Source organism: Lactobacillus sp. ESL0681 (assembly GCF_029392835.1).
Lineage (GTDB): Bacteria > Bacillota > Bacilli > Lactobacillales > Lactobacillaceae > Lactobacillus.
Window position 1 is genome coordinate 203,800 of record NZ_CP113943.1, and the last position, 24,436, is coordinate 228,235.

The 24,436-nt window shown below is 36.6% G+C and carries 28 protein-coding genes and 2 tRNA genes; 24 read left to right on the forward strand and 6 right to left on the reverse strand.

Features of this window, described 5'->3' with window-relative positions; translation table 11 throughout:
• Positions 1-86 precede the first annotated feature (86 nt).
• Positions 87-1,433 carry a glucose-6-phosphate isomerase gene (locus OZX59_RS01095; protein ID WP_277126304.1) on the forward strand — a complete coding sequence of 449 codons (1,347 nt, stop codon included), beginning with the start codon at positions 87-89 and terminating at the stop codon, positions 1,431-1,433.
• Between the two features lie 286 nt (positions 1,434-1,719).
• Positions 1,720-1,896 (forward strand): hypothetical protein, encoded by a 177-nt coding sequence (locus OZX59_RS01100; protein ID WP_277126305.1) that lies wholly within the window; start codon positions 1,720-1,722, stop codon positions 1,894-1,896.
• A gap of 73 nt (positions 1,897-1,969) precedes the next feature.
• Here OZX59_RS01100 and OZX59_RS01105 read toward each other — a convergent pair whose 3' ends face one another.
• Entirely contained in the window at positions 1,970-2,977 is a 1,008-nt protein-coding gene (locus OZX59_RS01105) for a serine hydrolase domain-containing protein (RefSeq protein WP_277126306.1), read from the reverse strand.
• A gap of 98 nt (positions 2,978-3,075) precedes the next feature.
• On the opposite strand from OZX59_RS01105, the gene OZX59_RS01110 reads away from it, so the two are divergent.
• The 4 genes from OZX59_RS01110 (at position 3,076) to OZX59_RS01125 (ending at position 4,949) form a co-directional block, all read left to right on the forward strand.
• Positions 3,076-3,147, forward strand: a tRNA-Glu gene (locus OZX59_RS01110).
• Positions 3,148-3,156: 9 nt separating this feature from the next.
• Positions 3,157-3,228: transfer RNA gene (locus OZX59_RS01115), tRNA-Gln, on the forward strand.
• Positions 3,229-4,382: 1,154 nt separating this feature from the next.
• Entirely contained in the window at positions 4,383-4,658 is a 276-nt protein-coding gene (locus OZX59_RS01120; protein ID WP_277126307.1) for a hypothetical protein, read from the forward strand.
• Between the two features lie 3 nt (positions 4,659-4,661).
• A complete protein-coding gene (locus tag OZX59_RS01125) occupies positions 4,662-4,949 on the forward strand; it encodes a YjcQ family protein (protein ID WP_277126308.1) in 288 nt (95 codons plus the stop codon).
• A 188-nt stretch (positions 4,950-5,137) separates the two neighbouring features.
• On the opposite strand, the gene OZX59_RS01130 is transcribed toward OZX59_RS01125, so the two are convergent.
• On the reverse strand, positions 5,138-6,490 hold the full coding sequence (locus tag OZX59_RS01130; protein ID WP_277126309.1) for a Mur ligase family protein: 1,353 nt from the start codon (positions 6,488-6,490) through the stop codon (positions 5,138-5,140).
• A gap of 147 nt (positions 6,491-6,637) precedes the next feature.
• Between OZX59_RS01130 and OZX59_RS01135 the strand changes: the two genes are divergently transcribed.
• The 18 genes from OZX59_RS01135 to OZX59_RS01220 all read left to right on the forward strand — a co-directional run bounded on the left by OZX59_RS01135 (position 6,638) and on the right by OZX59_RS01220 (position 20,621).
• Positions 6,638-7,249 carry a thymidine kinase gene (locus OZX59_RS01135; RefSeq protein ID WP_277126310.1) on the forward strand — a complete coding sequence of 204 codons (612 nt, stop codon included), beginning with the start codon at positions 6,638-6,640 and terminating at the stop codon, positions 7,247-7,249.
• 6 nt (positions 7,250-7,255) lie between these two features.
• Positions 7,256-8,344: a peptide chain release factor 1 gene (gene prfA / locus OZX59_RS01140; protein WP_277126311.1), complete on the forward strand. Its 1,089-nt coding sequence runs from the start codon at positions 7,256-7,258 to the stop codon at positions 8,342-8,344.
• Positions 8,337-9,185 (forward strand): peptide chain release factor N(5)-glutamine methyltransferase, encoded by an 849-nt coding sequence (prmC, locus tag OZX59_RS01145; protein ID WP_277126312.1) that lies wholly within the window; start codon positions 8,337-8,339, stop codon positions 9,183-9,185. The genes prfA and prmC overlap by 8 nt, the downstream gene beginning before the upstream one ends.
• Entirely contained in the window at positions 9,185-10,189 is a 1,005-nt protein-coding gene (locus tag OZX59_RS01150; protein ID WP_277126313.1) for an L-threonylcarbamoyladenylate synthase, read from the forward strand. Before prmC ends, OZX59_RS01150 begins: the two co-directional genes overlap by 1 nt.
• An 87-nt stretch (positions 10,190-10,276) precedes the next feature.
• Positions 10,277-10,906 (forward strand): uracil phosphoribosyltransferase, encoded by a 630-nt coding sequence (gene upp / locus OZX59_RS01155; protein WP_277126314.1) that lies wholly within the window; start codon positions 10,277-10,279, stop codon positions 10,904-10,906.
• 117 nt (positions 10,907-11,023) lie between these two features.
• A complete protein-coding gene (atpB, locus tag OZX59_RS01160; RefSeq protein ID WP_277126315.1) occupies positions 11,024-11,737 on the forward strand; it encodes a F0F1 ATP synthase subunit A in 714 nt (237 codons plus the stop codon).
• Positions 11,738-11,755: 18 nt separating this feature from the next.
• Complete coding sequence (gene atpE / locus OZX59_RS01165; RefSeq protein WP_277126316.1) at positions 11,756-11,977, forward strand: F0F1 ATP synthase subunit C; 222 nt, start codon at positions 11,756-11,758, stop codon at positions 11,975-11,977.
• A gap of 42 nt (positions 11,978-12,019) precedes the next feature.
• On the forward strand, positions 12,020-12,529 hold the full coding sequence (gene atpF / locus OZX59_RS01170; RefSeq protein WP_277126317.1) for a F0F1 ATP synthase subunit B: 510 nt from the start codon (positions 12,020-12,022) through the stop codon (positions 12,527-12,529).
• Positions 12,529-13,077 (forward strand): ATP synthase F1 subunit delta, encoded by a 549-nt coding sequence (gene atpH, locus OZX59_RS01175; RefSeq protein ID WP_277126318.1) that lies wholly within the window; start codon positions 12,529-12,531, stop codon positions 13,075-13,077. The genes atpF and atpH overlap by 1 nt, the downstream gene beginning before the upstream one ends.
• Positions 13,078-13,091: 14 nt before the next feature.
• Positions 13,092-14,603 (forward strand): F0F1 ATP synthase subunit alpha, encoded by a 1,512-nt coding sequence (gene atpA, locus OZX59_RS01180; RefSeq protein ID WP_277126319.1) that lies wholly within the window; start codon positions 13,092-13,094, stop codon positions 14,601-14,603.
• 10 nt (positions 14,604-14,613) lie between these two features.
• Positions 14,614-15,576 carry a F0F1 ATP synthase subunit gamma gene (locus OZX59_RS01185; RefSeq protein WP_277126320.1) on the forward strand — a complete coding sequence of 321 codons (963 nt, stop codon included), beginning with the start codon at positions 14,614-14,616 and terminating at the stop codon, positions 15,574-15,576.
• A gap of 23 nt (positions 15,577-15,599) precedes the next feature.
• Positions 15,600-17,039, forward strand: a complete 1,440-nt coding sequence (atpD, locus tag OZX59_RS01190; RefSeq protein WP_277126321.1) for a F0F1 ATP synthase subunit beta — start codon at positions 15,600-15,602, stop codon at positions 17,037-17,039.
• A gap of 11 nt (positions 17,040-17,050) precedes the next feature.
• Complete coding sequence (locus tag OZX59_RS01195; RefSeq protein ID WP_277126322.1) at positions 17,051-17,494, forward strand: F0F1 ATP synthase subunit epsilon; 444 nt, start codon at positions 17,051-17,053, stop codon at positions 17,492-17,494.
• Between the two features lie 66 nt (positions 17,495-17,560).
• Positions 17,561-17,791 carry a DUF1146 family protein gene (locus tag OZX59_RS01200; protein WP_277126323.1) on the forward strand — a complete coding sequence of 77 codons (231 nt, stop codon included), beginning with the start codon at positions 17,561-17,563 and terminating at the stop codon, positions 17,789-17,791.
• A gap of 83 nt (positions 17,792-17,874) precedes the next feature.
• Positions 17,875-18,864, forward strand: coding sequence for a rod shape-determining protein (locus OZX59_RS01205; protein ID WP_277126324.1), 990 nt, complete (start codon positions 17,875-17,877; stop codon positions 18,862-18,864).
• A 17-nt stretch (positions 18,865-18,881) separates the two neighbouring features.
• Entirely contained in the window at positions 18,882-19,175 is a 294-nt protein-coding gene (yidD, locus tag OZX59_RS01210; protein ID WP_277126325.1) for a membrane protein insertion efficiency factor YidD, read from the forward strand.
• 8 nt (positions 19,176-19,183) lie between these two features.
• Positions 19,184-19,411 (forward strand): DUF2969 domain-containing protein, encoded by a 228-nt coding sequence (locus OZX59_RS01215; protein WP_277126326.1) that lies wholly within the window; start codon positions 19,184-19,186, stop codon positions 19,409-19,411.
• 16 nt (positions 19,412-19,427) lie between these two features.
• Positions 19,428-20,621, forward strand: a complete 1,194-nt coding sequence (locus OZX59_RS01220; protein ID WP_277126327.1) for an FtsW/RodA/SpoVE family cell cycle protein — start codon at positions 19,428-19,430, stop codon at positions 20,619-20,621.
• A gap of 44 nt (positions 20,622-20,665) precedes the next feature.
• On the opposite strand, the gene OZX59_RS01225 is transcribed toward OZX59_RS01220, so the two are convergent.
• The 4 genes from OZX59_RS01225 to rpsD form a co-directional block, all read right to left on the reverse strand.
• Entirely contained in the window at positions 20,666-21,112 is a 447-nt protein-coding gene (locus tag OZX59_RS01225; RefSeq protein ID WP_277126966.1) for a universal stress protein, read from the reverse strand.
• Positions 21,113-21,736: 624 nt separating this feature from the next.
• A complete protein-coding gene (locus OZX59_RS01235; protein ID WP_277126329.1) occupies positions 21,737-23,044 on the reverse strand; it encodes a replication-associated recombination protein A in 1,308 nt (435 codons plus the stop codon).
• Positions 23,044-23,514: a YueI family protein gene (locus tag OZX59_RS01240; protein WP_277126330.1), complete on the reverse strand. Its 471-nt coding sequence runs from the start codon at positions 23,512-23,514 to the stop codon at positions 23,044-23,046. Before OZX59_RS01240 ends, OZX59_RS01235 begins: the two co-directional genes overlap by 1 nt.
• 66 nt (positions 23,515-23,580) lie before the next feature.
• Positions 23,581-24,192 (reverse strand): 30S ribosomal protein S4, encoded by a 612-nt coding sequence (rpsD, locus tag OZX59_RS01245; RefSeq protein WP_277126331.1) that lies wholly within the window; start codon positions 24,190-24,192, stop codon positions 23,581-23,583.
• Between the last annotated feature and the right edge of the window lie 244 nt (positions 24,193-24,436).

Here is a 24,436-nt window from a genome sequence, read left to right on the forward strand (position 1 = left end):
CTAGGAAAAAGCACTGGAATTTACAAAATAAGATTGCTAAAATGTTCTTGTGAAGTAAATATTATATACAGTAAGGAAGCAAATTTATGAGTTTAATTAATTTTGACAATACTAAACTAACACCATTTATTCATGAAAATGAGCTTGGTGAGATGCAAGCATTAGTTGATGCAGCAGATAAAGAGTTAAGAACTGGAACTGGAGCCGGTAGCGATTTTTTAGGTTGGGTTGACTTGCCAGTTAATTATGACCGAGAGGAATTTGCGAGGATCAAGCAAGCTGCTAAACAGATTCAAAGTGATTCAGAAGTATTAATTTGTATTGGTATCGGTGGCTCATATCTTGGCGCCCAAGCTGCAATTGAATTTTTAAATAGTGCTTTTTATGGTAAGGCTAAAGAAAACTATCCGACAATTGTTTTTTGTGGTAATTCACTTTCAGGTTCATATCTGCACGATTTAATGGCATGGCTAGGCGATAAAGACTTCAGTATTAATATTATTTCTAAATCAGGAACTACTACTGAGCCTGCAGTTGCTTTTAGAATTTTTAAAGAAAAGCTAATTAAAAAGTATGGTAGGGAAGCTGCTAAAAAGCGAATTTATGCTACAACTGACCGTGCTAAAGGTGCACTTAAGACTGAAGCTGATGCAGAAGGCTATGCTGAATTTGTTGTACCTGATGATATTGGTGGGCGTTATAGTGTGTTGTCTGCTGTTGGTTTATTGCCAATTGCAGCTTCTGGTGCAGATATTGATCAATTAATGCAAGGTGCTGCTGATGCACGTAGTGATTATAGTGATACTGATTTAAGTAAATCAACGCCATATCAATATGCAGCTTTGCGTAATATTCTTTATCGTAAAGGTTACACGACTGAAATTGTTGAAAATTATGAACCAACTTTGAGAATGTTTGCTGAATGGTGCAAACAGTTAATGGGTGAGTCTGAAGGTAAGGATAATAAAGGTATTTGGCCAGCAAGTGCCAACTTTACTACAGATTTGCATTCATTAGGGCAATATATTCAAGAAGGCCTGCGTAACTTATTTGAGACAGTAATTAGAGTGGAAAATCCATCTAATGATGTTGAAATTCCAGATGATGAAAATAATTTGGATCAGTTGAATTTCTTGTCAGGGAAGAGTTTAAATTACGTTAACGATCGTGCATATGAAGGTGTGGTTTTGGCGCATACAGATGGCGGGGTTCCCGTAATGACAGTTAACATTCCTGATCAAACTGAACATACTTTGGGGTATCTCATTTACTTCTTTGAGCTGGCAATTGCGATTTCAGGATATCTTAACGGCATTAATCCATTTAACCAGCCAGGAGTTGAAGAATATAAGCGCAATATGTTTGGCTTATTGAATAAACCTGGTTATGAAGAATTACATGACAATTTAACTGCGCGCTTTGAGCAGGAATAATTAAATTAAAACGGAGTAGAGCTTTAATAGTGATGCTCTGTTTTTGTTTGAGATGAAATAATTAAATTACATTGCAAGTTGATTTTATAAATTTAGAATTGCTACTTAGAAAATTCTAAATTTATTTTTCTGGAGCTTACGCTTGTAAACATTTGACAACCATGCAGGATAAATAAGACGCAGATTTTGGTGATTGACAAATCGAAGTTAAAGAACATCATAATCGCTTTCATTTAGGCAAAAAAACAGTATAATTGAACTAGCAAATCAAAAGGAGTTTTTTACGATGATGTGTGATAACTTATTTTTCAAAATTTTATGGGTAATCATTTACGGAATAACCGCTTATTTTACTTTTACGGGTAAAATGATGCCAGCAATGTATTGGATGGCTGGTGGGATGCTTTCACAAGCTGTTGTGGATTTGGTCTATCATTTTTTACCAAGTCACAAAAAATGCTAAATTTAAAGCTACTAAAGTCTCTTTGACTAGTTTTAGTAGCTTTTTTTATTTGCAAAAATTTATTGATTTAACCTTATTGGTCGTTTTCTTTTAAAAAACTTTGGATGATTTTTTCTCGAATAGTTAAAAAGATCTGATTATGACCAGTTGGATGAACACGGTTAGTTAGGATTATCAAGCCTGTTTTTTTAACTCGATCGAGCAGCATTAAGGTGCCAGTGTAGCCTGTATGCAAAATGAGTGGATAATGTTCTTGCGGATCAAAGCGTAAGTCCCAGCCCCAAGATCGAGCTTTTAGTCCAATTGGATTTTTATTTTCAAATAACTGGCTGACTGTATTTTGTCCAAAAGGCAGAATATTGCGGTCAATTCCCAGGTAGCCGTTACTGATAGTGATTAGGTCTGGAAGATTAGCAAAAAGTCCGGCAGATCCACAGTCCTTTCCTAATTGACGTGCCTTAGGATCGTGAGCAATTCCTTGCAATATTTGATCGTTGCTAGTAGTTGGGACACAATCTTTTTTAATGGGTGAAAAAGTAGTATGCTTCAAACCCATTGGTGCAAATATCTCTTTCATTGCGACATCTTGGATTGATTGACCGTAGATTTTGGTAATAACCATTCCAAGTAAGATAAAGTTAGTATCCGAATAACGCATTTTATGCTCAAATTCACTAGTTACGGGTAAGTGAATAAGTGAATCGAGTAAGTCATCATGAGTAAGTTGATCGCGATTAGGAATCCAACCGGCGATACCACTGGTATGAGTTAATAAGTGATATAGACGTACTCGCTTATCACTAAATTCAGGAATAAAATCATGTAGCGGCTCTGAAAAGTTAATTTTGCCTTGATCGTATAATTTTAATAAAATATTTTCAGTTGCTAGTACTTTAGTTAAACTAGCAAGATCGTATTTAGCAAAAGGACTGAGTTGTGTTACGGTTGGATAAATACTGGCAAAGCCAATTGTAGAAGTAAAGCTTTGTTCATTTTCAATAAAAGCATAATTTACTCCAGGGACAATTCGCTCTGAAACCATTGATTCAATTAAGGTTTGTGTAGCTGAATAATTACTCATAATAGGTTTTCCTTTGCAAAATTGTTTTTATTATTTATTATAGCGAATTTTCTCTTGACAAGAACACTTTTTACAAGCATAATAATTTATGTTGATTTTGCCCGTTGGTCAAATGGTTAAGACGCCACCCTCTCAAGGTGGAGTTACGAGTTCAATTCTCGTACGGGTGATTTTATCAATGGGATATAGCCAAATGGTAAGGCACAGGTTTCTGGTTCCTGCATGTTTCGGTTCGAGCCCGGATATCCCAATAATTATGATTTGTCTTAGTTTCAACTAGCTTTAAGCGTTGATACTAAGACATTTTTGTTTTTGCGATTTTTTGAAATTACACTAAATTACGTACTTAGGTTACAACATTCGGTTACAACATTTTGGCAAAGGTAGATTAATCAAAATATTCTAAAATTGGTCTAAACGTAAAAAAGTGACCCGAAAAATGCTATAATATCAAGTGTTCAGAGATTTAATTATCTATTAGCTTAGATACCTTAAGGAGCTTAAAAGGGCTTCTTTTTTTGTTTGTACAGGTACAAAATTGTATAAATCGGTGCAAAATTTTCGGTTGTAAGTGTCAATTTAAAAGTAATTAATTCCGCCATCGGATATTTACGATACAATCTTTTGCATTTTACAAGGTAGAAAAATCTTAACTTCTGGAATTGTCTTAAAGAGATTTTCTCTTTTTAGGGGGGGACTTATTTGTCGGATTTTTCATTTTTAGGGGTTCGGATTTCTCGGAATTACTACTTTTAGGGTGTTAAGTTTTTTGCAGGGGCGCGATTTGCGCCCCCTTAAAGTTAACCTTACCGAATAATACCGTAACGATTCGCAACTGTATTAAAAAATCCCCTGAAAGTATTTCTACTAACAGAGGATCATTTTAATGACTGCCTAAAATGACTGGTTTTAGGTCTTTTCGAGGTTTACGCCTCGTTGAACTAATCAATTATATTGTATAAGCGATAATTATTATTGTCAACTTAATTTGATCTGATAAAATGATTGATGGGGTTATTAAAGAGATGACTACTCTTAATAATGATAACTCTGGGAGGCGATAACGCCTTGTTGAAACTAATCATTGAGCTAGTAATTGAAATATTAGCTAACATTATTTCAGAGTGGTTAATCAATCATTTCATGAAATAGTTATTCAAAGGGAGCGTGTGGGCAATACCACTGCTCTCTTTTTATTATAGCAGGTGTTTATTAGCTGAGGTACTAAAATAGTGCGTTAGAGATGTTAACTATTAACTTGAATTATCACGGATCTAATACATAACGAGGAGATTTATTTTAAAGAATGGCAAAAAGAAGATTATGAACCAGAACTTATTTTTATTAGTACTAGCATTGAAAATGAAATTGGTATTTAAGATATAATAAGCGCTGAGGCGGTTTAATGGCTGAAGATGATGCATTGAAAATGAATGATATTAAGAGTTTAGAGCAATTTAAGGATCTAATTGATACAGGTTATGAGATTGAGTTTATCTTGAATAATAAGCATTGGTTATTAGAGCCAGATCAAGATGAGACGGATTTTTCACCAAAAAGAGAATTAGCAAGTGATGATAATGTTAAAAAGTTTAACAATACTGATGAAGTATTGAACTATCAGATTGACGGTCAACGATTGGCTGACTCATGGTCAAAGATGACTAAGGTAGAGTGGTAAGCTATGGCTGGAGATGATTACCTAAAGCAAGGTAAAGCTATTTCTAATGAAGAATTAGATGAAATTGGTGGTCAATATAATCAACAATATTGGAACTATGTTTTGCTTAATATGTCTGAACAAGATTACATTACTGGCAATACACAAGTAAAGGCTTTGGGCGGGACAAGTATTAAGTATAACAACTTGCAAATTACTCCAACTGGGATTGAATACTTATTTAGCAATTCAATGATGGAACGAGTTAAACGAACACTAAAAGATATTAAAGGAATTATTCCTGGAATGTAGCATTCAGAATTATCTGAGTGTTTTTTTCTACTCAAAGTCAAATATATCAAGATATTAAATTATAGTTCTTGCAGTCAATTACTAAATTATGATTGCTTAAATGTTAAAAAATAACGCAAGCAAAAAGCCCAGTTATAGCTAATAAACTGAGCTTTTTAAGTTTGAAGAGTTAATTTCCCCAGATACTTTTACATTCCGCCCTTAATAATTTTCTTTTCTGCCATTGTTTTGCGTAATGACAGCAAGGCTGTATAAGTTGATAGAATATAGACTTTTTTGGTCGGAACTTTGGCAACCTCTGTCATTACTTCGTCGTTGTTTGCCGTAGTAACCATATTATTAGGATCAAAACCGGCGACCTCAAGTCTAAAATGCATATCTTGATACCGTTCACCACCAACAATCACTTTTTTTATTTGATCTTGCTGCAAGTCTTCAAATTGACCATCCCAGATCCAAGATGTGTCAATTCCGTCAGCATGATTAGCGTTGAGCAATGTCACTAGTGAATATGCTTCTGATTCAGTATTAAGCATATGCAGGACTTCGTCTAGACCGACAGGATTTTTAACTAAAATTAGATTAATCTTTTTGTCTGCATAATTAATTAATTCTTGACGACCAAAAACTCGCTTATTAGCAGCAAAAGATTGGGCGATTTCTTCATCACTTAAATCAAATTCCCGTGCTACTGCATAGGCAGCTAATGCATTATAAATATTATAGGTACCACCAATATTTATCGTATAATCTTTTTGTCCCATTGAAAATTCTAACTTATCAGGTGTCTGGTTAAGAATTTGTGTAACACTGTATTTTAACTTTGGTCGTTGATAGCCACAATTAGGACAGAAAAAATTACCTAGATTAGCATAGATACGCTCGTGGAAATGGATTACTTGATTGCATTGCGGGCATAAAACGCCATCGGTGTTAACCGGAGCTTTAAAATCTTGAGATTGCTGACTTTTGTCTAAGTTAAAACCATAAAAAACTTTTGGATTAGGCAGGTCAACTGAGGAAAAGATACTGGCATCACCGTTAGCAATAATTGTTGCCTGAGGAGCTAGTCTAATTCCAGCAGTGATTTTGTCATATGTGGTATAAATTTCGCCGTAACGATCCATTTGATCACGAAAGATATTAGTTAAAACATAATAACTAGGATGAACTAGCTCAGTAACCATTTTTACGTTTGCTTCGTCAACTTCTAAAACGGCCATTTTACGTTTAGCTTTGTTATTTTGGTGTGCTAAAAAGGCAGTTACAATTCCTTGCTGCATGTTTGAACCAGACGAATTAGTTAAAACGTCACCATATTTCTGTTTTAACGCGGCTACAATCAAGGCGGTTGTCATTGTTTTACCGTTAGTACCTGTAACAATGATTATTTCATAGTCCTTGGCTAGAGCATTTAACACGTTTGGGTCAATTTTCATTGCTAACTTTCCTGGAAAACTAGTACCACCTTTAAGTACGTTATGAAGGAACCAGTAACTTGATTTGCCAGCGATTTTAGCAATGTTTGCTTTTAAATTCATATTTATCCCTCACTTTAAAATCATAATAAACTATAGCATAGCGCATAACTTAAAACGAGTTTTTAACGACGATTTAACTGCACAGATTTTAATTTTCATCTATACTAGATAGGTTAGGTGAATTTAATTTAAACAAAGGAGCAAACTATGGCACAATTATTTTTTCACTACGGCGCAATGAGTAGTGGCAAAACAATTGAGATTCTCAAAGATGCACATAATTATGAAGCTCAGGGTCGAAAAATTGCCCTGATGACTAGTAATGTAGATGATCGTAGTGGTGTTGGCACAATTGCTTCAAGGGTCGGAATCAGACGTGATGCTATTCCTATTACTGAGCAGATGAACTTATTTGATTATATTAAGCAGTTAAGTAACGAAGATATTGCCAAAGGTGATGGTGCAATTGCGTGTGTCTTAATTGATGAAGCTCAATTTTTACAGCGACATCATGTTTTGGAATGCGCTAAAATTGTCGATGAACTTAAGATTCCGGTAATGACCTTTGGCTTGAAGAATGATTTTCAGAATAATTTATTTGAAGGTAGCAAGAATTTATTAATTTTTGCAGATAAAATTAATGAAATCAAGACGATTTGCCATTATTGTGGTCGTAAGGCTACAATGAATTTACGAATTCATAACGGAAAACCGGTTTATGAAGGAGAGCAGGTACAAATTGGTGGCGATGAAAGCTATTATCCAGTTTGTCGTTTTCATTATTTTCACCCAGAACAGCCGAGGACAAGAGAGGTATAAACGAGTATGGATAAAGTTATGGCACAGCTTGAAGGCTTAGTAGCTCATTATGAAGAGCTAGAAGAGCTAATGGCTGATCCAGAGGTAATTAATGACACTAAGCGGTATATGAAGGTTTCCAAAGAAGCCGCAGAATTGCGCGAAGTAGTCGAAAGATTTAAAAAATATCAAGCAGATCAAGCGGCAATTTCTGATAATAAAGAATTTATTGCTAAGGAAAATGATGCTGACTTAGTAGCAATGGCCAAAGAAGAAAACAGTGATTTAGAAAAAGAAATTGCTGAATTAGAAGATCAAATAAAGATTTTGATGTTGCCCAAAGACCCTAATGATGACAAAGATATCATTATGGAGATTCGGGGAGCTGCAGGTGGTGATGAAGCTTCGTTATTTGCAGCTGATTTGCTTAGAATGTATGAAAAGTACGCAGAACGACAAAATTGGAATGTTTCTGTAATTGATAGTGAGCCAACGGAAGTTGGTGGCTACAAGCGGGTCGCCGTAATGATTACAGGAGATAAAGTTTATTCCAAATTAAAATATGAAAATGGCGCTCACCGGGTGCAGCGGGTTCCTGTAACTGAGTCTCAAGGTCGTGTTCACACTTCGACTTCAACTGTAGCTGTGATGCCCGAATATGAACAAGTTGATATTGACTTAGATCCTAAAGACATTCGGGTAGATGTTTATCGCTCAAGCGGTGCGGGTGGTCAGCATATTAACAAGACCTCCAGTGCTGTACGGCTGACGCACCTGCCAACTGGTATTGTGGTAGCAATGCAAGATCAGCGTAGTCAGCAGCAGAACCGTGAAAAGGCGATGCAAATTTTAAAATCACGGGTGTATGACTACTATGAAAGTCAAAATCGTGATCAATATGATGCTAAGCGGAAAACGGCAGTTGGTACCGGTGATAGATCTGAACGGATTAGGACTTATAATTATCCGCAAAATCGCGTGACTGACCACCGAATTGGTTTAACGCTTAACAAGTTAGACCGAATTATGAATGGTGAATTGGATGAAGTTGTCGATGCTTTAATTCTTTATAATCAAACTAAGCAGTTAGAGGAGTTGGCAGATCAAAATGTCTAGCATAAAAACCTTAAAGGATTTGCGAACTTGGGCTAGAGCAACAGCCTCTGAAGCACGATTAGAAGATGTTGATTATCTACTAGCAGAACGTTTAAATTTGACTCCAAGTGAATTTCAGTTAAAGCAGGATATGCAACTTACTGCTGACCAGATCGCGCAGGCACAAAAAGATTTACGAAAATTAGCTAAAGGTAATTCTCCCCAATACATTTTAGGTTATGCTTGGTTCTTCGGATATAAAATCATGGTGCAGCGTGGAGTCTTAATTCCGCGGTTTGAAACTGAGGAACTCGTTAATCTAGCACTTTCCAAATTGCAGACTGGTGATAAAGTGCTGGATTTGGGAACTGGTTCAGGTTGTATTACAGTGGTATTGGCTAAGGAGGCACAAAAGCGTGAACTTTCCGAGTTAACCCTGTTTGCATCTGATGTCACTGATTCCGCTCTAAGAACCTGTGAGGAAAACTTTCTAACTTATGATCTTGATGTAACTGTTCGTAAGGCGAATGTTTTAATTGGTTTAGAAAAATTTGATAAAATCATCTCAAACCCGCCATATATCAAGGAAAGTGAAACTTCACAAATGGATGAAAATGTTTTGCAAAATGAACCTAAAGAGGCTTTATTTGGCGGAAAAGATGGTCTTGAATTCTATCAAAAATTTGCTCAGCAGGTTCGTGAACATTTAAATAGCCATGGTGAATTTTTCTTGGAATTTGGTTTTAGTGAACAGCAGCAATTGCAAGAATTGTTTGCTAGCAAGTTACCAGATTTTACAATTGAATTTCACAGTGATCTAGCTGGTAAGCCGCGGATGGTGGCTGGAAGGTGGAATAAATAATGGAAACGAAGTTTTTTTCACAAGAAGAACTTGATAAGGCAGTGGCGTTACTAGCTAAGGGTGAGTTAGTTGCTTTTCCAACCGAGACCGTTTATGGCTTAGGAGCTTTAGCTACTAATGAGCAAGCGGTGAAATCCGTTTATGCGGCTAAAGGTCGACCAAGTGATAATCCGTTAATTGTGACAGTTGCAGATGAAATGATGATGGCTGATTATGCTAGAGAAATTCCTGAGCGAGCACGCAAATTGATTAAAGAATTTTGGCCGGGACCACTAACATTATTGCTCTTTGTTAAACCTGGTAGCTTGCCTAAGGCAGTCACTGGTGGACTTGAGACAGTGGCGTTTCGTTGTCCAGATGATGAGTTAACGCGTTCCTTAATTGCTAAGCTTGGTGCTCCAATCGTTGGGCCATCCGCTAATACTTCAACTAAACCGAGTCCAACTACTGCCGAACACGTCTATCATGATCTTAATGGCAGGATTGCTGGAATTATCGATGGTGGTCCTGCCCGGGTAGGACTTGAATCAACCATTATTGATTTATCTGTCAAAGATCCCGTAGTTTTACGTCCAGGTGAAATAACGCCGCAGCAATTAAGCTCTGTTTTAGACGAAGAGGTACTGATTAATACTGGCAAGGTGACTGACCAGGCCATCCCTAAAGCGCCGGGGATGAAGTATCGCCATTATGCACCTAGTGCCCCTGTGGTCGTGGTTGATACTGTTCAAGATTTTAGTGACCTTAATCTTAATAAGCAAACTGGGGTAATAGCATTGGATACTGTTTTAGAGAAATTAAACTTGCCAGCTGCGAATAAATTTAGTTTAGGAGACAGCCTTGTTTCAGCAGATCATAGTCTATTTGACGGCTTGCGTTATTTTGATGATCAAGAACAGATTAAACAAATATATGTTCAAGGTTTTAATGGCACTCAAGCTAGTTTAGCTTATATGAACCGGTTAAATAAGGCAGCAGCTGGGCATCATTATCAGGCAAAATAAAAATAATTTGGCAAAGGACTTTAAACCCTTTGCTTTTTTGATTAGAATACTTATTAAATGTAATTTGTTTTTATACAGGAGGAAATTATGGGCAAATTTACGGTTTTGAATCATCCCTTGATTCAGCACAAGTTGACTATTATTAGACGCAAGGATACAAGTTCAAACGAGTTTCGGCGAATTGTTGGTGAAATCGGTGGCTTGATGACTTATGAGATTACTAGAGATTTGCCAATGCAAGATGTCGAAATTGAAACGCCTATTGGCAAAACGACTCAAAAAGAAATCGCTGGTAAAAAAATGACCATTGTACCAATTTTGCGAGCAGGAATTGGGATGTTAAATGGAGTAATGGAAATGATCCCGTCAGCTAAGGTTGGTGTGATTGGCATGTATCGGGATGAGGAAACTTTGAAGCCACATGAATATTTCTGTAAGATGCCTAGTGATGTTGCTGAGCGTGCTTGTTTGGTAGTTGATCCGATGCTGGCAACGGGTGGTTCTGCTAATATGGCGATTGGTGCTTTAAAGAAACGCGGTGTTAAAGATATTAGATTGGCAGTTTTAGTAGCTGCACCAGAAGGTGTTAAAGCTGTTCAAGATGAAAATCCTGATGTTGATATTTATACCGCGGCTGAAGATGAGAAATTGTTGTCTAATGGTTATATTTTCCCTGGATTAGGCGATGCAGGAGACCGTATTTTCGGGACTAAATAAGTTATTTATTCAAATAAATAATGTAATTCGCTTACAAATATGCACAAAATTATTGAATGGTGGTAATATGAAATGAGTGTTCACTAAAGCGAACACGAGAAGGGAGGTCACGAAGTAATGGAGAAATCATTTGTTTTCAAGTTTATGGGTTTAAACTTTGACCTTGCTGGGATTATTGGCTCAACGCTGATGGCTGCAGTTGTATTATTTGTTTGTATTTGGCTTTCTCGAGAAGTTGAATTGAAGCCAAATAAAAAGCAAAACGCTTTGGAGTATTTGCTAGATTTTACCGATAATATTGTTAAAGGTAATGTCAGTGATACTGCTGCCCAAAAGCATTTATCGCTTTATGCTTTTGTCTTGTTTATTTTTATTTGGTGTATGAATATGCTAGGCTTGTTCTTAGAAGTCAAAGTTGGCGACTTTACGCTAGTTAAATCGCCAACAGCAGATCCAGTTACAACCATGGCATTTGCAATGATGTCTTTGCTTTTATCATTTTCATTTGGAATGCAAAAGTTTGGTGTTAAGGGATATTTTAAGAATTACTCTGCACCAGTTAGCTTTATGCTTCCAATTAATCTGATCGAAGAGGTTACCAACTTCTTAACTTTATCATTGCGATTGTTCGGTAATATTTTTGCCGGAGAGGTATTGTTAACTTTGATCGGTAACAGTTTGGCACCAAGTATGGGTATTCCAACCTTAATTGTGTCGGCACCACTTGCAATGATCTGGCAAGGTTTCTCTGTCTTCATTGGCTCTATCCAGGCATATGTTTTTGTAACTTTGTCGATGGTATATATAGGTAAGAAAGTTACAAAAGAATAATTTTTTGGAGGTTTAAATATGTCACAAGCTTTTAGATATATCGCTGCTGCTTTAGTAGCTGGTGTTGCAGCTTTAGCTGCTTCTTGGGGTAACGGAAAAGTTATTTCTAAGACAATTGAATGTATGGCTCGTCAACCAGAAAGTTCTGGCGATTTAAGATCAACTATGTTTATCGGTGTTGGTTTGATCGAAGCCGTTCCAATTTTGGCAATTGTTATTGCATTCCTGATTCTTTTTTAGTTAAGACAATAATTTAGATTAAAAAAGAGAGAAGGGCAGTAAATGAAATTTCAAACTTTACTCGCAGCTTCTAATCATATTTATCTTGGTAATACCATTTGGTATTTGATTGTTTTTGCAATTTTACTTTTGTTAGTTAAGCATTATGCTTGGGGACCCGTCTCTGAGATGATGGAAAAAAGACGTCAAAAGGTAATTAGTGATTTGGATTCTGCTGCAAGCAATCGTAAAAAAGCTGAAGTTTTAGCTAATGAACGTGAAGCTGCCTTGAAGAATTCAAGACAAGAGGCAACTCAAATTCTCTCTGATGCCAAGGCAAGTGCACAAAAGACTAGTAGTAAAATTGTTGCTGATGCAAATAATGATGCTGCTGCAATTCATGAAAAGGCTAAAACTGATGCTGCACAAGCAAAATCAGATGCTTTAAATGATGCACAAACCCAGGTAGCGGATATTTCTGTTGCAATTGCTGAAAAGGTAATTGCCAAGAATTTGTCTGCAGATGACCAGAAAGATTTAGTCGATCAATTTATTAAGGGGCTGAATGAATAATGGCCTTAAGTAGAGAAGAGATAGCTGCGCGTTATGGGACTGCATTATTTGAATATGCACAAGATATGAATGCGTTGGAAACTGTATATGAAGATTTACAGGAGCTAGCAGTTGCTGTTGATGAGAATCCGCAGATCTTAAATGTTTTCAGTGACCCGATTTTTAATAGTGATGAAAAGAAAAAATCACTAGCAATTATCGAGCATGATCTAACTGATGAAGTTCAAAACTTTTTGAATTTCTTATTAGAATATGATCGATTTGCTGATTTACTTGAGATTATAACTTATTTTAAACAGTTATACGATGATGCAGGCCAGATTGTATCTGGTACAGTAACAACGGCAATGCAGCTCGATGAATCACAACTAAAAGCTCTTAGTCAAGGTTATGCCCAAAAATATGGTCTTAAAGAGGTTCGGCTTGAAAATAAAGTTAACCAAGACATTATTGGCGGGGTAGTTTTGCAAGTTGGCGATCGTGTAATTAACGGTTCTGTCAAAAATAAGCTAAAAAAGATTCATGCGCAGTTAGTTAATAAAGATTAAAAGAGGTGAAACCATTGAGCATTAAAGCAGAAGAAATTAGCTCTTTAATCAAGCAACAACTTGAACATTATGATGACAAACTTGATATTGAAGAAGTTGGTGTTGTAACCTACATCGGTGATGGTATCGCCCGTGCCCATGGACTAAACAATGTTTTGGCTAATGAGTTGTTGAAGTTTGACAATGGTTCTTATGGTATTGCCCAAAACCTTGAATCCAATGATGTTGGGATCATTATTTTGGGGGACTTTGATAATATTCGCGAAGGTGACCAGGTTAAACGAACTGGTGAAATTATGCGAGTTCCAGTTGGTGAGGAATTGATTGGTCGTGTCGTTAATCCGTTAGGTCAACCCGTGGATGGCTTAGGTGAGATTAAGACAGATAAAACTCGTCCAATTGAAGCCCAAGCGCCAGGTGTAATGGAGCGTCAATCAGTTGATGAGCCATTACAAACAGGAATTAAAGCAATTGATGCTTTGGTTCCAGTTGGTCGTGGTCAGCGTGAATTAATTATCGGAGATCGTAAAACTGGTAAAACTAGTTTAGCCATTGATACAATTTTGAATCAAAAGGGCCAAGACGTTATTTGCGTTTATGTTTTTATTGGTCAAAAGGAATCAACTGTTAGAACTCAAGTTGAAACTTTGAAGCGGTTTGGTGCGATGGATTATACCATCGTGGTTGAGGCTGGTCCTAGTGAACCAGCACCAATGTTGTATATTGCGCCATATGCTGGTACAGCGATGGGCGAGGAATTTATGTACAATGGTAAGGATGTGCTGATTGTTTTTGATGATTTGTCTAAGCAAGCAGTTTCTTATCGTGAACTTTCCTTGTTGCTTCGTCGTCCGCCTGGTCGTGAAGCTTATCCTGGTGATGTTTTCTATTTGCATTCACGCTTACTAGAACGTAGTGCCAAACTAAGCGATGATCTTGGCGGTGGATCAATGACCGCCTTACCATTTATTCAGACAGAAGCAGGAGATATTTCAGCGTATATTCCTACTAATGTAATTTCAATTACTGATGGTCAAATTTTCTTACAAAGTGATCTATTCTTTGCCGGAACAAGACCAGCGATTGATGCTGGTAATTCAGTTTCTCGTGTTGGTGGTAATGCTCAAATCAAGGCTATGAAGAAAGTCGCTGGTACATTGCGAACAGACTTGGCAGCTTATCATGAATTAGAGAGTTTTTCACAGTTTGGTAGTGATTTAGATCAGACAACCCAGGCCAAATTAAATCGAGGTCGGCGAGTTGTTGAGGTTTTGAAGCAACCATTACATGATCCAATTCCTGTAGAAAAACAAGTAGTGATTTTATATGCTTTAAACAAAGGCTTTCTTGATGCTGTTCCTGTTGAAGATATTGGTAGGTTTGAAAAAGAACTTTATGATAGCTTTGATAGTGGACATGCAGATTTATTAAAGCAAATTCGTGATACTGGTGATTTACCAGATGAGAAAAAATTGCAAGATGCAATTGAAAAATTTGCTGATAGCTTTTCACCAAGTAACAAATAGGAGGTAAATTATGCCTGCATCTTTACTTGAGTTGAAGAAAAAAATTGCTTCGGTTAAGCAAACTGGTAAGATAACGGAAGCCATGCGAATGGTTTCTGCTTCAAAGTTGAATCAGACTGAAAAACGTGATGAAGGATATTCTGTTTATAATGAACATGTCAGACAAACTTTATCACGGCTAATGAGTGCACAAGTAATCAATCATTTACGCAAAGAGCATGTCGGTATTGATGAAGACAGTATTGCTAAAATCGACTATGAGAATATTTTCGGTTTAGGTGTTGTTTCCGATATGGTTCAGGAACGTAAAGAAGTTAAGTCAACGGGTTACCTGGTAATTACTGGTGATCGCGGCTTAGTTGGTTCTTATAATAGTGCTGTAATTAAAAATATGATGGGCTTAGCTGAGGATGCTAAGGCTGCTCACCGAGATATTAAAATTTTAGCAGTTGGTTCTGTTGGTGCTAGTTTCTTTAAAAAGAATAATCTCAATGTAGTTTATGAAAATGATGATATTAGCGATGTACCAACTTTTGATGAAATTTCACCGGTTGTTTCGACTGCAATAAAAATGTATTTAAACGGGGTCTATGATGAGTTATATGTTTGTTATACTCACCACATTAATACCCTGTCTTCTGCATTCAGAGTTGAAAAAATGCTTCCAATTGTCGATATTGATATTGGTATTAAGGAAGCTGAAGAACATAAGAATTTAGAATATGATATTAAGCCAAACGTCAATACGGTTTTGTCTACGTTAGTTCCCCAATATGCCCGTTCTACGATTTACGGTGCAATTTTGGACGCTAAAACAGCTGAGCATGCAAGTTCAATGACTGCAATGCAAAGTGCGACGGATAATGTTGATGAGTTGGTTTCAGGTTTAACTACTAAACTAAACCGTGCAAGACAAGCAGAAATTACTACTGAAATTACTGAAATTGTCAGTGGTGCTAATGCTTTGCAATAATTAGAGAAAAGGAGGTAGATATTTTGAGTGAAGGCAAAGTTGTTCAAGTAATTGGCCCAGTTGTCGATGTTAAATTTCCACTTGATAAAAACCTACCTGATATAAACAATGCTTTACGCGTGCTTGTGTCAAAGGAAACGTCTGTTATCCTTGAAGTTGCGCTAGAGCTTGGAGATGGCGTCTTAAGAACGATTGCCATGGAATCTACTAACGGTCTCAGACGTGGAATGGAAGTTGAGGACACAGGTGGTCCTATTTCTATACCAGTCGGTAAAGATACCCTAGGACGCGTTTTTAATGTTTTAGGAAATCCAATCGACAATGGTAAGGAATTTGGAAAAGATCATCCACGTAATAGTATTCACCGTGATGCTCCGAAGTTTGATGAACTAACTACTAGTCAGGAAATTTTGGAAACTGGGATCAAAGTTATTGATTTGCTTGAGCCTTATGTTCGAGGCGGAAAAGTTGGATTATTCGGTGGTGCTGGTGTTGGTAAAACAACAATTATTCAAGAGTTAATTCATAATATTGCTCAAGAGCATGGTGGTATTTCCGTGTTTACTGGTGTTGGCGAAAGAACTCGTGAAGGTAATGATCTTTACTTTGAAATGAAGGCTTCAGGGGTTTTGAGTAAGACTGCTATGGTCTTTGGTCAAATGAACGAGCCGCCTGGTGCCAGAATGCGAGTTGCTTTAACTGGCTTGACGCTAGCAGAGTACTTTAGAGATGTTGAAGGTCAAGACGTTTTGCTCTTTATTGACAATATCTTTCGGTTTACTCAGGCTGGTTCTGAAGTTTCAGCTTTGTTGGGTCGGATGCCTAGTGCTGTTGGATATCAGCCAACTTTAGCAACAGAAATGGGTCAATTGCAAGAACGAATTACTTCTACTAAGAAGGGGTCGATTACTTCAATTCAAGCCGTTTATGTTCCAGCCGATGATTATACTGATCCGGCTCCGGCTACAACATTTGCTCACCTTGATGCGACAACTAACTTGGAGCGAAGCCTAGTTGAGCAAGGGATTTATCCAGCGGTTGATCCACTTGAATCAACTTCTAGTGCATTAGATCCTGAAATTGTTGGTAAAGAGCATTATCAAGTGGCTACTGATGTTCAGCATATCTTACAGCGTTACCATGAATTGCAGGATATAATTTCTGTTTTAGGAATGGATGAATTGTCTGATGAGGAAAAGCTGACGGTTAGCCGTGCAAGAAAGATTCAATTTTTCTTATCACAAAACTTTTTTGTTGCAGAACAATTTACTGGATTACCAGGATCATATGTTCCAATTAAGGATACTATCAAAGGTTTCAAGATGATTCTTGATGGACATCTTGATGATTTACCTGAAGATGCTTTCCGTAGTGCAGGGCCAATTGATGATGTAGTTAAAAATGCCCAAAAGATGGGTGTAACTGCTAGTGATCCTGAAGCTAAAGCATTGTTAGAAAAGTAGGGTGATGTCAAATGGCAGATCCAGAAAAACTTTTTATGGTAAATGTTGTAACTCCTGATGGTGTAGTTTATTCACATCATTCCACTATCATTGAGATGAACGCAATTGATGGTCGAAGATCAATCATGTACAATCACTTGCCGATTTTAACACCACTATCAATTGGTGAAATCAAGGTAAAAAGAAGTCGTGAGCAGAATAAAGTAGTTGATCATATTGCAGTTAGCGGTGGCTATTGTGAATTTTCTGATAATACTGCTACAGTAATAGCTGACAGTGCTGAAAGGTCAAGTAATATTGATGTTTCTCGTGCACAGGCTGCTAGGAAGCGAGCTGAGCAGACAATGGCTGAAGCAAAAGAAAAGCATGATGAACGTTCACTTGAAAGAGCTCAAGTAGCATTAAGAAGAGCTGTAAATAGAATTAGTGTTTACAATTCAAATATTGGTAATTAGAGTTTTTAAAACGGATGTACTAGAAGCGCATCCGTTTTTATTTACTAAAGAAAAGTGAGAAATAAAATGTTTCAACTTGGCGTACATGCATTGATCAGCATTATAATTTACTTGATTATGATTGCACTTTCTTTTCAGATAATGAAAAGTATTAGAATAGATAGAATAATTAAAAGAGGTAAAACCTTTGAAGCACAGCTGTTGGTGATCTTTTTAGCAATTGCATTAGGATATACGGTTGGTAATTTTTTTATTTCCTTAATGGATACTTCTTTGCAATTAAGCAACTTCTTTTAAGAGTTAGTAAAAACTAGTTACTAGCAAGGCAGATACAATAGCTTTATGGTAAAATATTGATTGAATGTATAGGGAGGATTATTGTGGCAAGAGATATAGGAATAGATTTAGGAACAGCCAACGTATTAATAAATGTTTCTGGCAAGGGAATAGTATTAAATGAACCATCCGTTGTTGCTGTAAATACTAGTACAAATAAAGTGGTAGCGGTTGGGACCGAAGCATACAAAATGGTTGGTCGTACGCCCGGTAATATTCGTGTTATCCGACCACTGAAGAATGGTGTAATTGCTGACTTCGATATTACTGAAGCAATGTTATCTTATTTTATTGAAAAATTAAATGTTAAGGGGTTCATGTCTAAACCTAGCACGCTAATTTGCGCACCAACCGGAGTGACTTCAATTGAGCAAAAAGCAATTATTCAGGCCGCTGAAAAATCTGGTGGTGGCAAGGTCTACCTTGACTTTGAGCCTAAAGTAGCTGCAGTCGGAGCGGGTCTTGATATTTTTAAACCACAAGGCAATATTGTCATTGATATTGGTGGTGGTACAACTGATATTGCAGTGTTATCAATGGGTGAAATTGTTACGAGCAAGTCATTGCGTTATGCTGGTGATCATATGAATCAGGCAATTAGTTCATATATTAAGAATAAGCATAATTTATTAATTGGTTCGCGAACAGCTGAACAAATCAAGATTGAAATTGGTAGCGCATTTGATCCGGATGATGAGCAAACGATTACAGTTCGCGGACGTGATATGGTTGATGGTTTACCTAAACAAGCAACAGTTTCAGCACCAGAAATTCAAGAAGCTTTACATGACGGCTTAATGAATATTATTGCTTCAACTAAAGAGGTCTTGGAAAGTACGCCACCAGAATTGTCAGCTGATATTATTGATCGTGGCATCATGCTAACAGGTGGTGGTGCACTGCTTAAGAATATTGATAAACTAATTTCATATTATTTGAAGGTTCCAGTTTTAACGGCCGATCATCCATTAGAGGCAGTTGCACTTGGTACTGGTACGTTACTTAAAAATATTGAAAAGCACAATCATCATTAATTAAGAAGGAGATTAACTTGGGTAAATGCCTAATTTTTTTAGTTAAAATTTATCAAAAAATTATTTCGCCAGCTTTACCTAAGACCTGTCGATATTATCCCACATGCTCTAGTTATATGATAACTGCACTAAAAAAGCATGGAGCCTTTTTGGGATTAATCATGGGAATCTGTCGTATTTTACGATGTAATCCTTTTGTTCGTGGTGGTGTAGACCCAGTACCTGAAAAATTTACTATTTTTCGTAATGCTCATCCAGAAAAATATGAAGATGAGATTATCGCAAAGAAGTTTCATCCAGATGTGAAATAGGAGCAAAAATGTCAAAAAAACCAGAAAATATTAATGTTGAGATAAATGAAGTAAAAGGCAAACAATTACCTACTTGGGAAGTAGTTATTCCCAATAAAAAGGCGATCGGAGTAATTGAAAAAACCGAAGGTCGTTATCGGGCTGTTACTGGTAAAACTAGTAATGTTTTATATGCTAAAACTTTGGACAGTGTAATTAATGATTTGCTTTCATACTTTGTTTTGCATGAGAAATAATAAGTAGTGATAATTAATGGTAAAAGTAGAAAATAAAACGAATTTATTTGATCGTATTGCCTGGAATATTGTTTTACCGATAATTGCTTTTGCATTAATTGGATTATATTCAATCTATTTTGCTGCTGCAGATGATCCTAGTCATATGGGAAGCCCACTTAAGGCAGTAGTGATGCAGGGCTTATGGTATTTCATTTCAATTGTAATTGTTATCTTTGTAATGCAGTTTAATGCGGAACAGTTGCTACGTGTAGCGCCATATTTTTATGCTTTAGGAATTTTATTGCTGATTGCAGTATTATTTCTTTATAATCGAAGTGCATTTGTCGACACAGGTGCTAAGAGTTGGTTTAAGTTAGGACCGATTTCTTTTCAGCCTTCAGAAGTGATGAAACCCGCTTTTATCTTAATGTTAGCGCGAGTTGTGCATGATCATAATCAAAAATTAGTGCATACCATTAAAAATGATTGGCTGTTATTAGGAAAAATCTTTGCCTGGTTATTGCCAGTTGCAATTTTACTAAAATTACAAAATGACTTTGGTACTCTGCTGGTATTTATTGCGATTGCTGGTGGTGTGATTCTAGTTTCAGGAATTTCCTGGAAAATAATTACGCCAATGATTATTTTGGTAGTGGCTGTGGCAGGATTAGTTATTTTTATGGTAACTACACCTGGTGGACAAAAAATCTTGAGTCATTTTTTTGAACCTTATCAGTTTAAACGAATTATGGCCTGGTTAAATCCATCAACGGATACTTCGAGTGGAGCGTATCAACTGTGGCTTAGTATGCAAGCGATTGGTTCAGGACAGATCTTTGGAAATGGCTTTGGTCACTTAAATGTTTATGTACCTGTTCGTGGTTCAGATATGGTTTTTTCTGTTATTGGTGAATCATTTGGCTTAATTGGTAGTGTGGCTGTGATTTTGCTTTATTTGTATTTGATTGTACAAATGGTCAAGATCACTTTTGAAACTAAAAATGCCTTCTATTCTTACATTTCAACTGGTGTAATTATGATGATCTTGTTTCATGTTTTTGAAAATATTGGTATGAGTATTGATCTTTTACCACTGACAGGTATACCATTACCATTTATCTCACAAGGTGGTTCAGCGCTTATTGGGAATATGATGGGAATTGGCATGATTTTATCGATGAAATTCCATAATAAGGATTACATGTTTAGTCAAGCTGGAGATTTTTAATATATAAAAAGAGTTCATCATAAAATGAACTCTTTTTATATACATTAATTTTCTTTGCCGCGACATACTAGCACATCGGATTCTGCTGCTTGAGTAACATATTTAGTTACACTACCAATTAATAAACGTTCAACAGCATTAAGCCCGGTGGCTCCAAGTATAATTAAATCGATTTGATGTTTTTGTGAAAAGTCATGCGCAATTATCGTTTTGGGTGACCCAAACTCAATTGTGTAATGCACATTAGCAGTGTATTTTTGAGCTATGTGATAGTAATGCTTAATTTTTTCTTGGGCATCGCTTGAAACCTGCTCAACCATTTCCGAATCGAAACTCGAAACGTTTTGAAATGAACGAGTATCGATTACGTGTAAAATATCTAAAGTGGTATCGCTGCGATCTTTAACTATCCCAATTGCCTTTTCAAAGGCTAAATCAGCTTCTTTAGATCCGTCAATGGCAACCAAAACATGATGGTATTGTTTCATTATAAAACACCTCTTAGTTTTATTTTACCAAATATTCTATAGATTACTCATTTATTTGATTGATTAATAAACTAAATGTCAAAATAGTAATTGAACTAATTATTAAAGTGATGAAGTTAAGGTACTTATTAGCTTGAAATAGCAAAATGAAGCCAAGTATACATTCGATGCCTAGCAATACTGCAGTCCAGGACATTATCGTAGTAAAATAGGGATTATTTTGACTGTTAAAAATCAAAAAATGTCCATTGCGATTGTGCCAAAGGTAATAAGCAAGGTATAGCAGCAGTAATAAAAAAATTCCCATCACAATTTTGATAATCATAAAAACTCCTTAAAAAATAAAAGAACGGTCTAAGACCGTTCTATGTTGAGTTCTAAAAAAATCCGAATTGACCAAACATAGCATAATGACGCTTGTTGAACCCGCAATGTTCAAAAATTGAGTAGTAGCGCAGCGAATATGGATCCTATGCTAATGATAGTCTTCCGATTCGGTAGTTATTTACTAACTCGCACGTCTTTAGTTTGATCGGTCAACTTTATACATTTAAGCCTGTTGATCAACTCAGATCAATTGATATAGTATCCAATTTCCTCAGACTTGTCAAGGTTTTGAAAGTCCAGTTATTCATGCTTCTGAAGTTCGTCTTGTTGCATTTTCTGTAAAGTATGATGCTGTTGTTTCAAAGCTTTTTCAAATTTAGAATTCCCCTTAGGCTTAAAATAGTCTTTACCAAGTAATTTATCTGGTAGATATTGTTGGGACACCCAATCATTAGGGTAGTCATGAGGATAAAGATAATTTGTACCATGTCCAAGTTTTTTGGCACCAGAATAATGAGCATCTTTTAAATCATTGGGAATGGCACCAATATCATTTTTTTGAACGTCAGCTAAAGCCGCGTCGATTGCACTAATTGCACTATTACTCTTTGGAGACAAAGAAAGTTCAATTACTGCATTTGCTAAAGGAATTCGAGCCTCAGGTAACCCTAATGATTGAGCAGTTTGAATTGCCACAATAGCCCTCTGAGCAGCTGGTGGGTTTGCTAGACCGATATCCTCATAGGCGATGACGCTAAGTCTACGGCAAATTGCAACTAAATCTCCGGATTCAATCAGTCTAGCAAGATAGTGGAGTGCAGCATCTGTATCTGAGCCGCGAATTGACTTTTGAAAAGCTGAAACTAAGTCGTAATGACTATCTCCAGTAGCGTCAAAATTTTGACTACGCATCTGGATTGAATCTGACATAGCCTTTTGGTCAATCTTGAAATTAGTAGCTGTTTTACCAGCGGCAATTAATTCCTGTTTAGTTGATCTGACAGCAAGCTCCAAGCCATTGAGCGTAGCGCGTAAATCTCCGTTGCCCTTTTGAATTAATAATTTTTCTGCATCATTGGTTAAGGTAACTTGATAATCTCCTAAACCGTTTTTTTCATCTAATAGGCAGCGATGAATTGCTTGACTGATATCTGATTCTGTTAACGGTTTAAGCTCGAAAATCTGACATCGAGATCTAATTGCTGGTGAAATTGAAATATAAGGATTTTCTGTAGTAGCACCAATTAGAATGATCTGACCAGATTCAAGTAAAGGTAATAGAAAATCTTGCTTAGTTTTATCTAAACGGTGAATTTCATCAAGTAAAAGAATTACTGTGCCACTCAGTTTGCCTTCAGCAGCTACTTGCTCTAATTGTTTTTTACTGTCAGTGGCCGCATTTAATTTGCGAAAGGCATACTTAGTTGATCCTGCGATTGCGCTAGCAATACTAGTTTTGCCAATACCTGGAGGCCCATAGAGAATCATTGAAGAAAGGAGCTTGGCCTCAACCATACGGCGAATAATTTTACCTGGACCAATTAGGTGTTGCTGACCAACTACTTCGTTGAGATTTTGCGGTCGCATTCGATAAGCTAAAGGCTTCATTAATTATCTCCATGGAATAGTCGATGCCAAAAGCCAGATTTTTTCTTTGGCTGTGAGCTTGATAACTGGTCTTTAGGCAATTCAGGGGAATAAACTTGATTAACTTCAATTCTAGGTTTATTGATTGCGGTTTTGGCTACTACTAAGATTGCCGTATCTTCACTACCAGTGCGGGCAGTTTCATTGTTAACTAAGGTAAAAGGGACCTCATAACGGCCACACTGTGCCTCAACTTGATTTAAAAAATTATCATCTAAATTGCCGTTAATTAGAATTGAGTAGCCCTGGTAATCGGCAAAATGATTTAAAAAAAGACTAGTCAATTTTGGGTCAGTTACTTCGGTATTATTCATTCTGACTAATACGCGTTCGCGCAGTGATCCTAAGAATCTTCTGCGTTCATCTGGTTTAGTTTGCGGTGTAATACCTTGAGCAGCGTGTTCAACACGGGTATTTAAATCTTCGGTCATTACAAGAGTTCCTTTCTTAGTAACAAAAAAACCTCTCCCAACGGAAAGGTTTTCGTAAATAAAAAATTAAAGTAACTTGTTGTAATATTCAACAACTAAAGCTTCATTAATTTCAGGTTCCAATTCATCACGTTCTGGTAAACGTACAAAGGTACCTTCCAGTTTATTGTCATCAAATGAAACAAATGAAGGACGATTTACTACAGCTTCAAGAGCGTCTTTAACTTGTTGTAAGTTCTTTGATCTTTCTCTTAAACCAATAGTCTGACCAACTTTAACTTCATAAGAAGGAATGTCAACTCGCTTGCCATCAACAGTAACATGACCGTGGTTAACTAATTGTCTAGCTTGCTCTCTAGTAGTGGCTAAACCTAGACGATAAACTACGCTATCTAAACGACGTTCAAGTAAAATCATGAAGTTAACACCGTGTTCGCCTTGACGAATCTTACCAGCGCGTTCAAACAAAGTTCTAAATTGACGTTCATTCAAACCATACATCCAACGCAACTTTTGCTTTTCGTGTAATTGTTCACCATATTCTGATAAACGACCACGTGAATTTGGACCATGTTGACCAGGAGCATAGTTACGACGACTAATTTCCTTGCCAGTACCTGAAAGTGAGATACCTAATCTTCTTGAACGTTTCCAACTTGGACCTGTATATCTTGACATAAAATCCTCCAATAAATTCTGATAACAGTTTTTGGAGTAAAATACTACACATAAGCTCAACATTCGTGCATCTTAATTTTCATTTTCGCCTGTTGCAGCCGAAGGTTACTCGTTCACTAAACGTATTAAGATGGTGACGTTCTTGTCGCTTAAAGCTGCAAATATTTTACACGAACTTTATTATAAAGGTGTTAAGCAATGAAAGCAAGTTCAGTGAATCAACTTTAATGTGACTATCGGGCAC

What these genes read in the sequence shown, in the direction of transcription:
- OZX59_RS01095 (WP_277126304.1), top strand. Translation starts at nt 87, where the DNA reads ATGAGTTTAATTAATTTTGACAATACTAAACTAACACCATTTATTCAT.
- OZX59_RS01100 (WP_277126305.1), top strand. Translation starts at nt 1,720, where the DNA reads ATGATGTGTGATAACTTATTTTTCAAAATTTTATGGGTAATCATTTAC.
- OZX59_RS01105 (WP_277126306.1), bottom strand. Translation starts at nt 2,977, where the DNA reads ATGAGTAATTATTCAGCTACACAAACCTTAATTGAATCAATGGTTTCA.
- OZX59_RS01120 (WP_277126307.1), top strand. Translation starts at nt 4,383, where the DNA reads ATGGCTGAAGATGATGCATTGAAAATGAATGATATTAAGAGTTTAGAG.
- OZX59_RS01125 (WP_277126308.1), top strand. Translation starts at nt 4,662, where the DNA reads ATGGCTGGAGATGATTACCTAAAGCAAGGTAAAGCTATTTCTAATGAA.
- OZX59_RS01130 (WP_277126309.1), bottom strand. Translation starts at nt 6,490, where the DNA reads ATGAATTTAAAAGCAAACATTGCTAAAATCGCTGGCAAATCAAGTTAC.
- OZX59_RS01135 (WP_277126310.1), top strand. Translation starts at nt 6,638, where the DNA reads ATGGCACAATTATTTTTTCACTACGGCGCAATGAGTAGTGGCAAAACA.
- prfA (WP_277126311.1), top strand. Translation starts at nt 7,256, where the DNA reads ATGGATAAAGTTATGGCACAGCTTGAAGGCTTAGTAGCTCATTATGAA.
- prmC (WP_277126312.1), top strand. Translation starts at nt 8,337, where the DNA reads ATGTCTAGCATAAAAACCTTAAAGGATTTGCGAACTTGGGCTAGAGCA.
- OZX59_RS01150 (WP_277126313.1), top strand. Translation starts at nt 9,185, where the DNA reads ATGGAAACGAAGTTTTTTTCACAAGAAGAACTTGATAAGGCAGTGGCG.
- upp (WP_277126314.1), top strand. Translation starts at nt 10,277, where the DNA reads ATGGGCAAATTTACGGTTTTGAATCATCCCTTGATTCAGCACAAGTTG.
- atpB (WP_277126315.1), top strand. Translation starts at nt 11,024, where the DNA reads ATGGAGAAATCATTTGTTTTCAAGTTTATGGGTTTAAACTTTGACCTT.
- atpE (WP_277126316.1), top strand. Translation starts at nt 11,756, where the DNA reads ATGTCACAAGCTTTTAGATATATCGCTGCTGCTTTAGTAGCTGGTGTT.
- atpF (WP_277126317.1), top strand. Translation starts at nt 12,020, where the DNA reads ATGAAATTTCAAACTTTACTCGCAGCTTCTAATCATATTTATCTTGGT.
- atpH (WP_277126318.1), top strand. Translation starts at nt 12,529, where the DNA reads ATGGCCTTAAGTAGAGAAGAGATAGCTGCGCGTTATGGGACTGCATTA.
- OZX59_RS01185 (WP_277126320.1), top strand. Translation starts at nt 14,614, where the DNA reads ATGCCTGCATCTTTACTTGAGTTGAAGAAAAAAATTGCTTCGGTTAAG.
- OZX59_RS01195 (WP_277126322.1), top strand. Translation starts at nt 17,051, where the DNA reads ATGGCAGATCCAGAAAAACTTTTTATGGTAAATGTTGTAACTCCTGAT.
- OZX59_RS01200 (WP_277126323.1), top strand. Translation starts at nt 17,561, where the DNA reads ATGTTTCAACTTGGCGTACATGCATTGATCAGCATTATAATTTACTTG.
- OZX59_RS01215 (WP_277126326.1), top strand. Translation starts at nt 19,184, where the DNA reads ATGTCAAAAAAACCAGAAAATATTAATGTTGAGATAAATGAAGTAAAA.
- OZX59_RS01220 (WP_277126327.1), top strand. Translation starts at nt 19,428, where the DNA reads ATGGTAAAAGTAGAAAATAAAACGAATTTATTTGATCGTATTGCCTGG.
- OZX59_RS01235 (WP_277126329.1), bottom strand. Translation starts at nt 23,044, where the DNA reads ATGAAGCCTTTAGCTTATCGAATGCGACCGCAAAATCTCAACGAAGTA.
- OZX59_RS01240 (WP_277126330.1), bottom strand. Translation starts at nt 23,514, where the DNA reads ATGACCGAAGATTTAAATACCCGTGTTGAACACGCTGCTCAAGGTATT.
- rpsD (WP_277126331.1), bottom strand. Translation starts at nt 24,192, where the DNA reads ATGTCAAGATATACAGGTCCAAGTTGGAAACGTTCAAGAAGATTAGGT.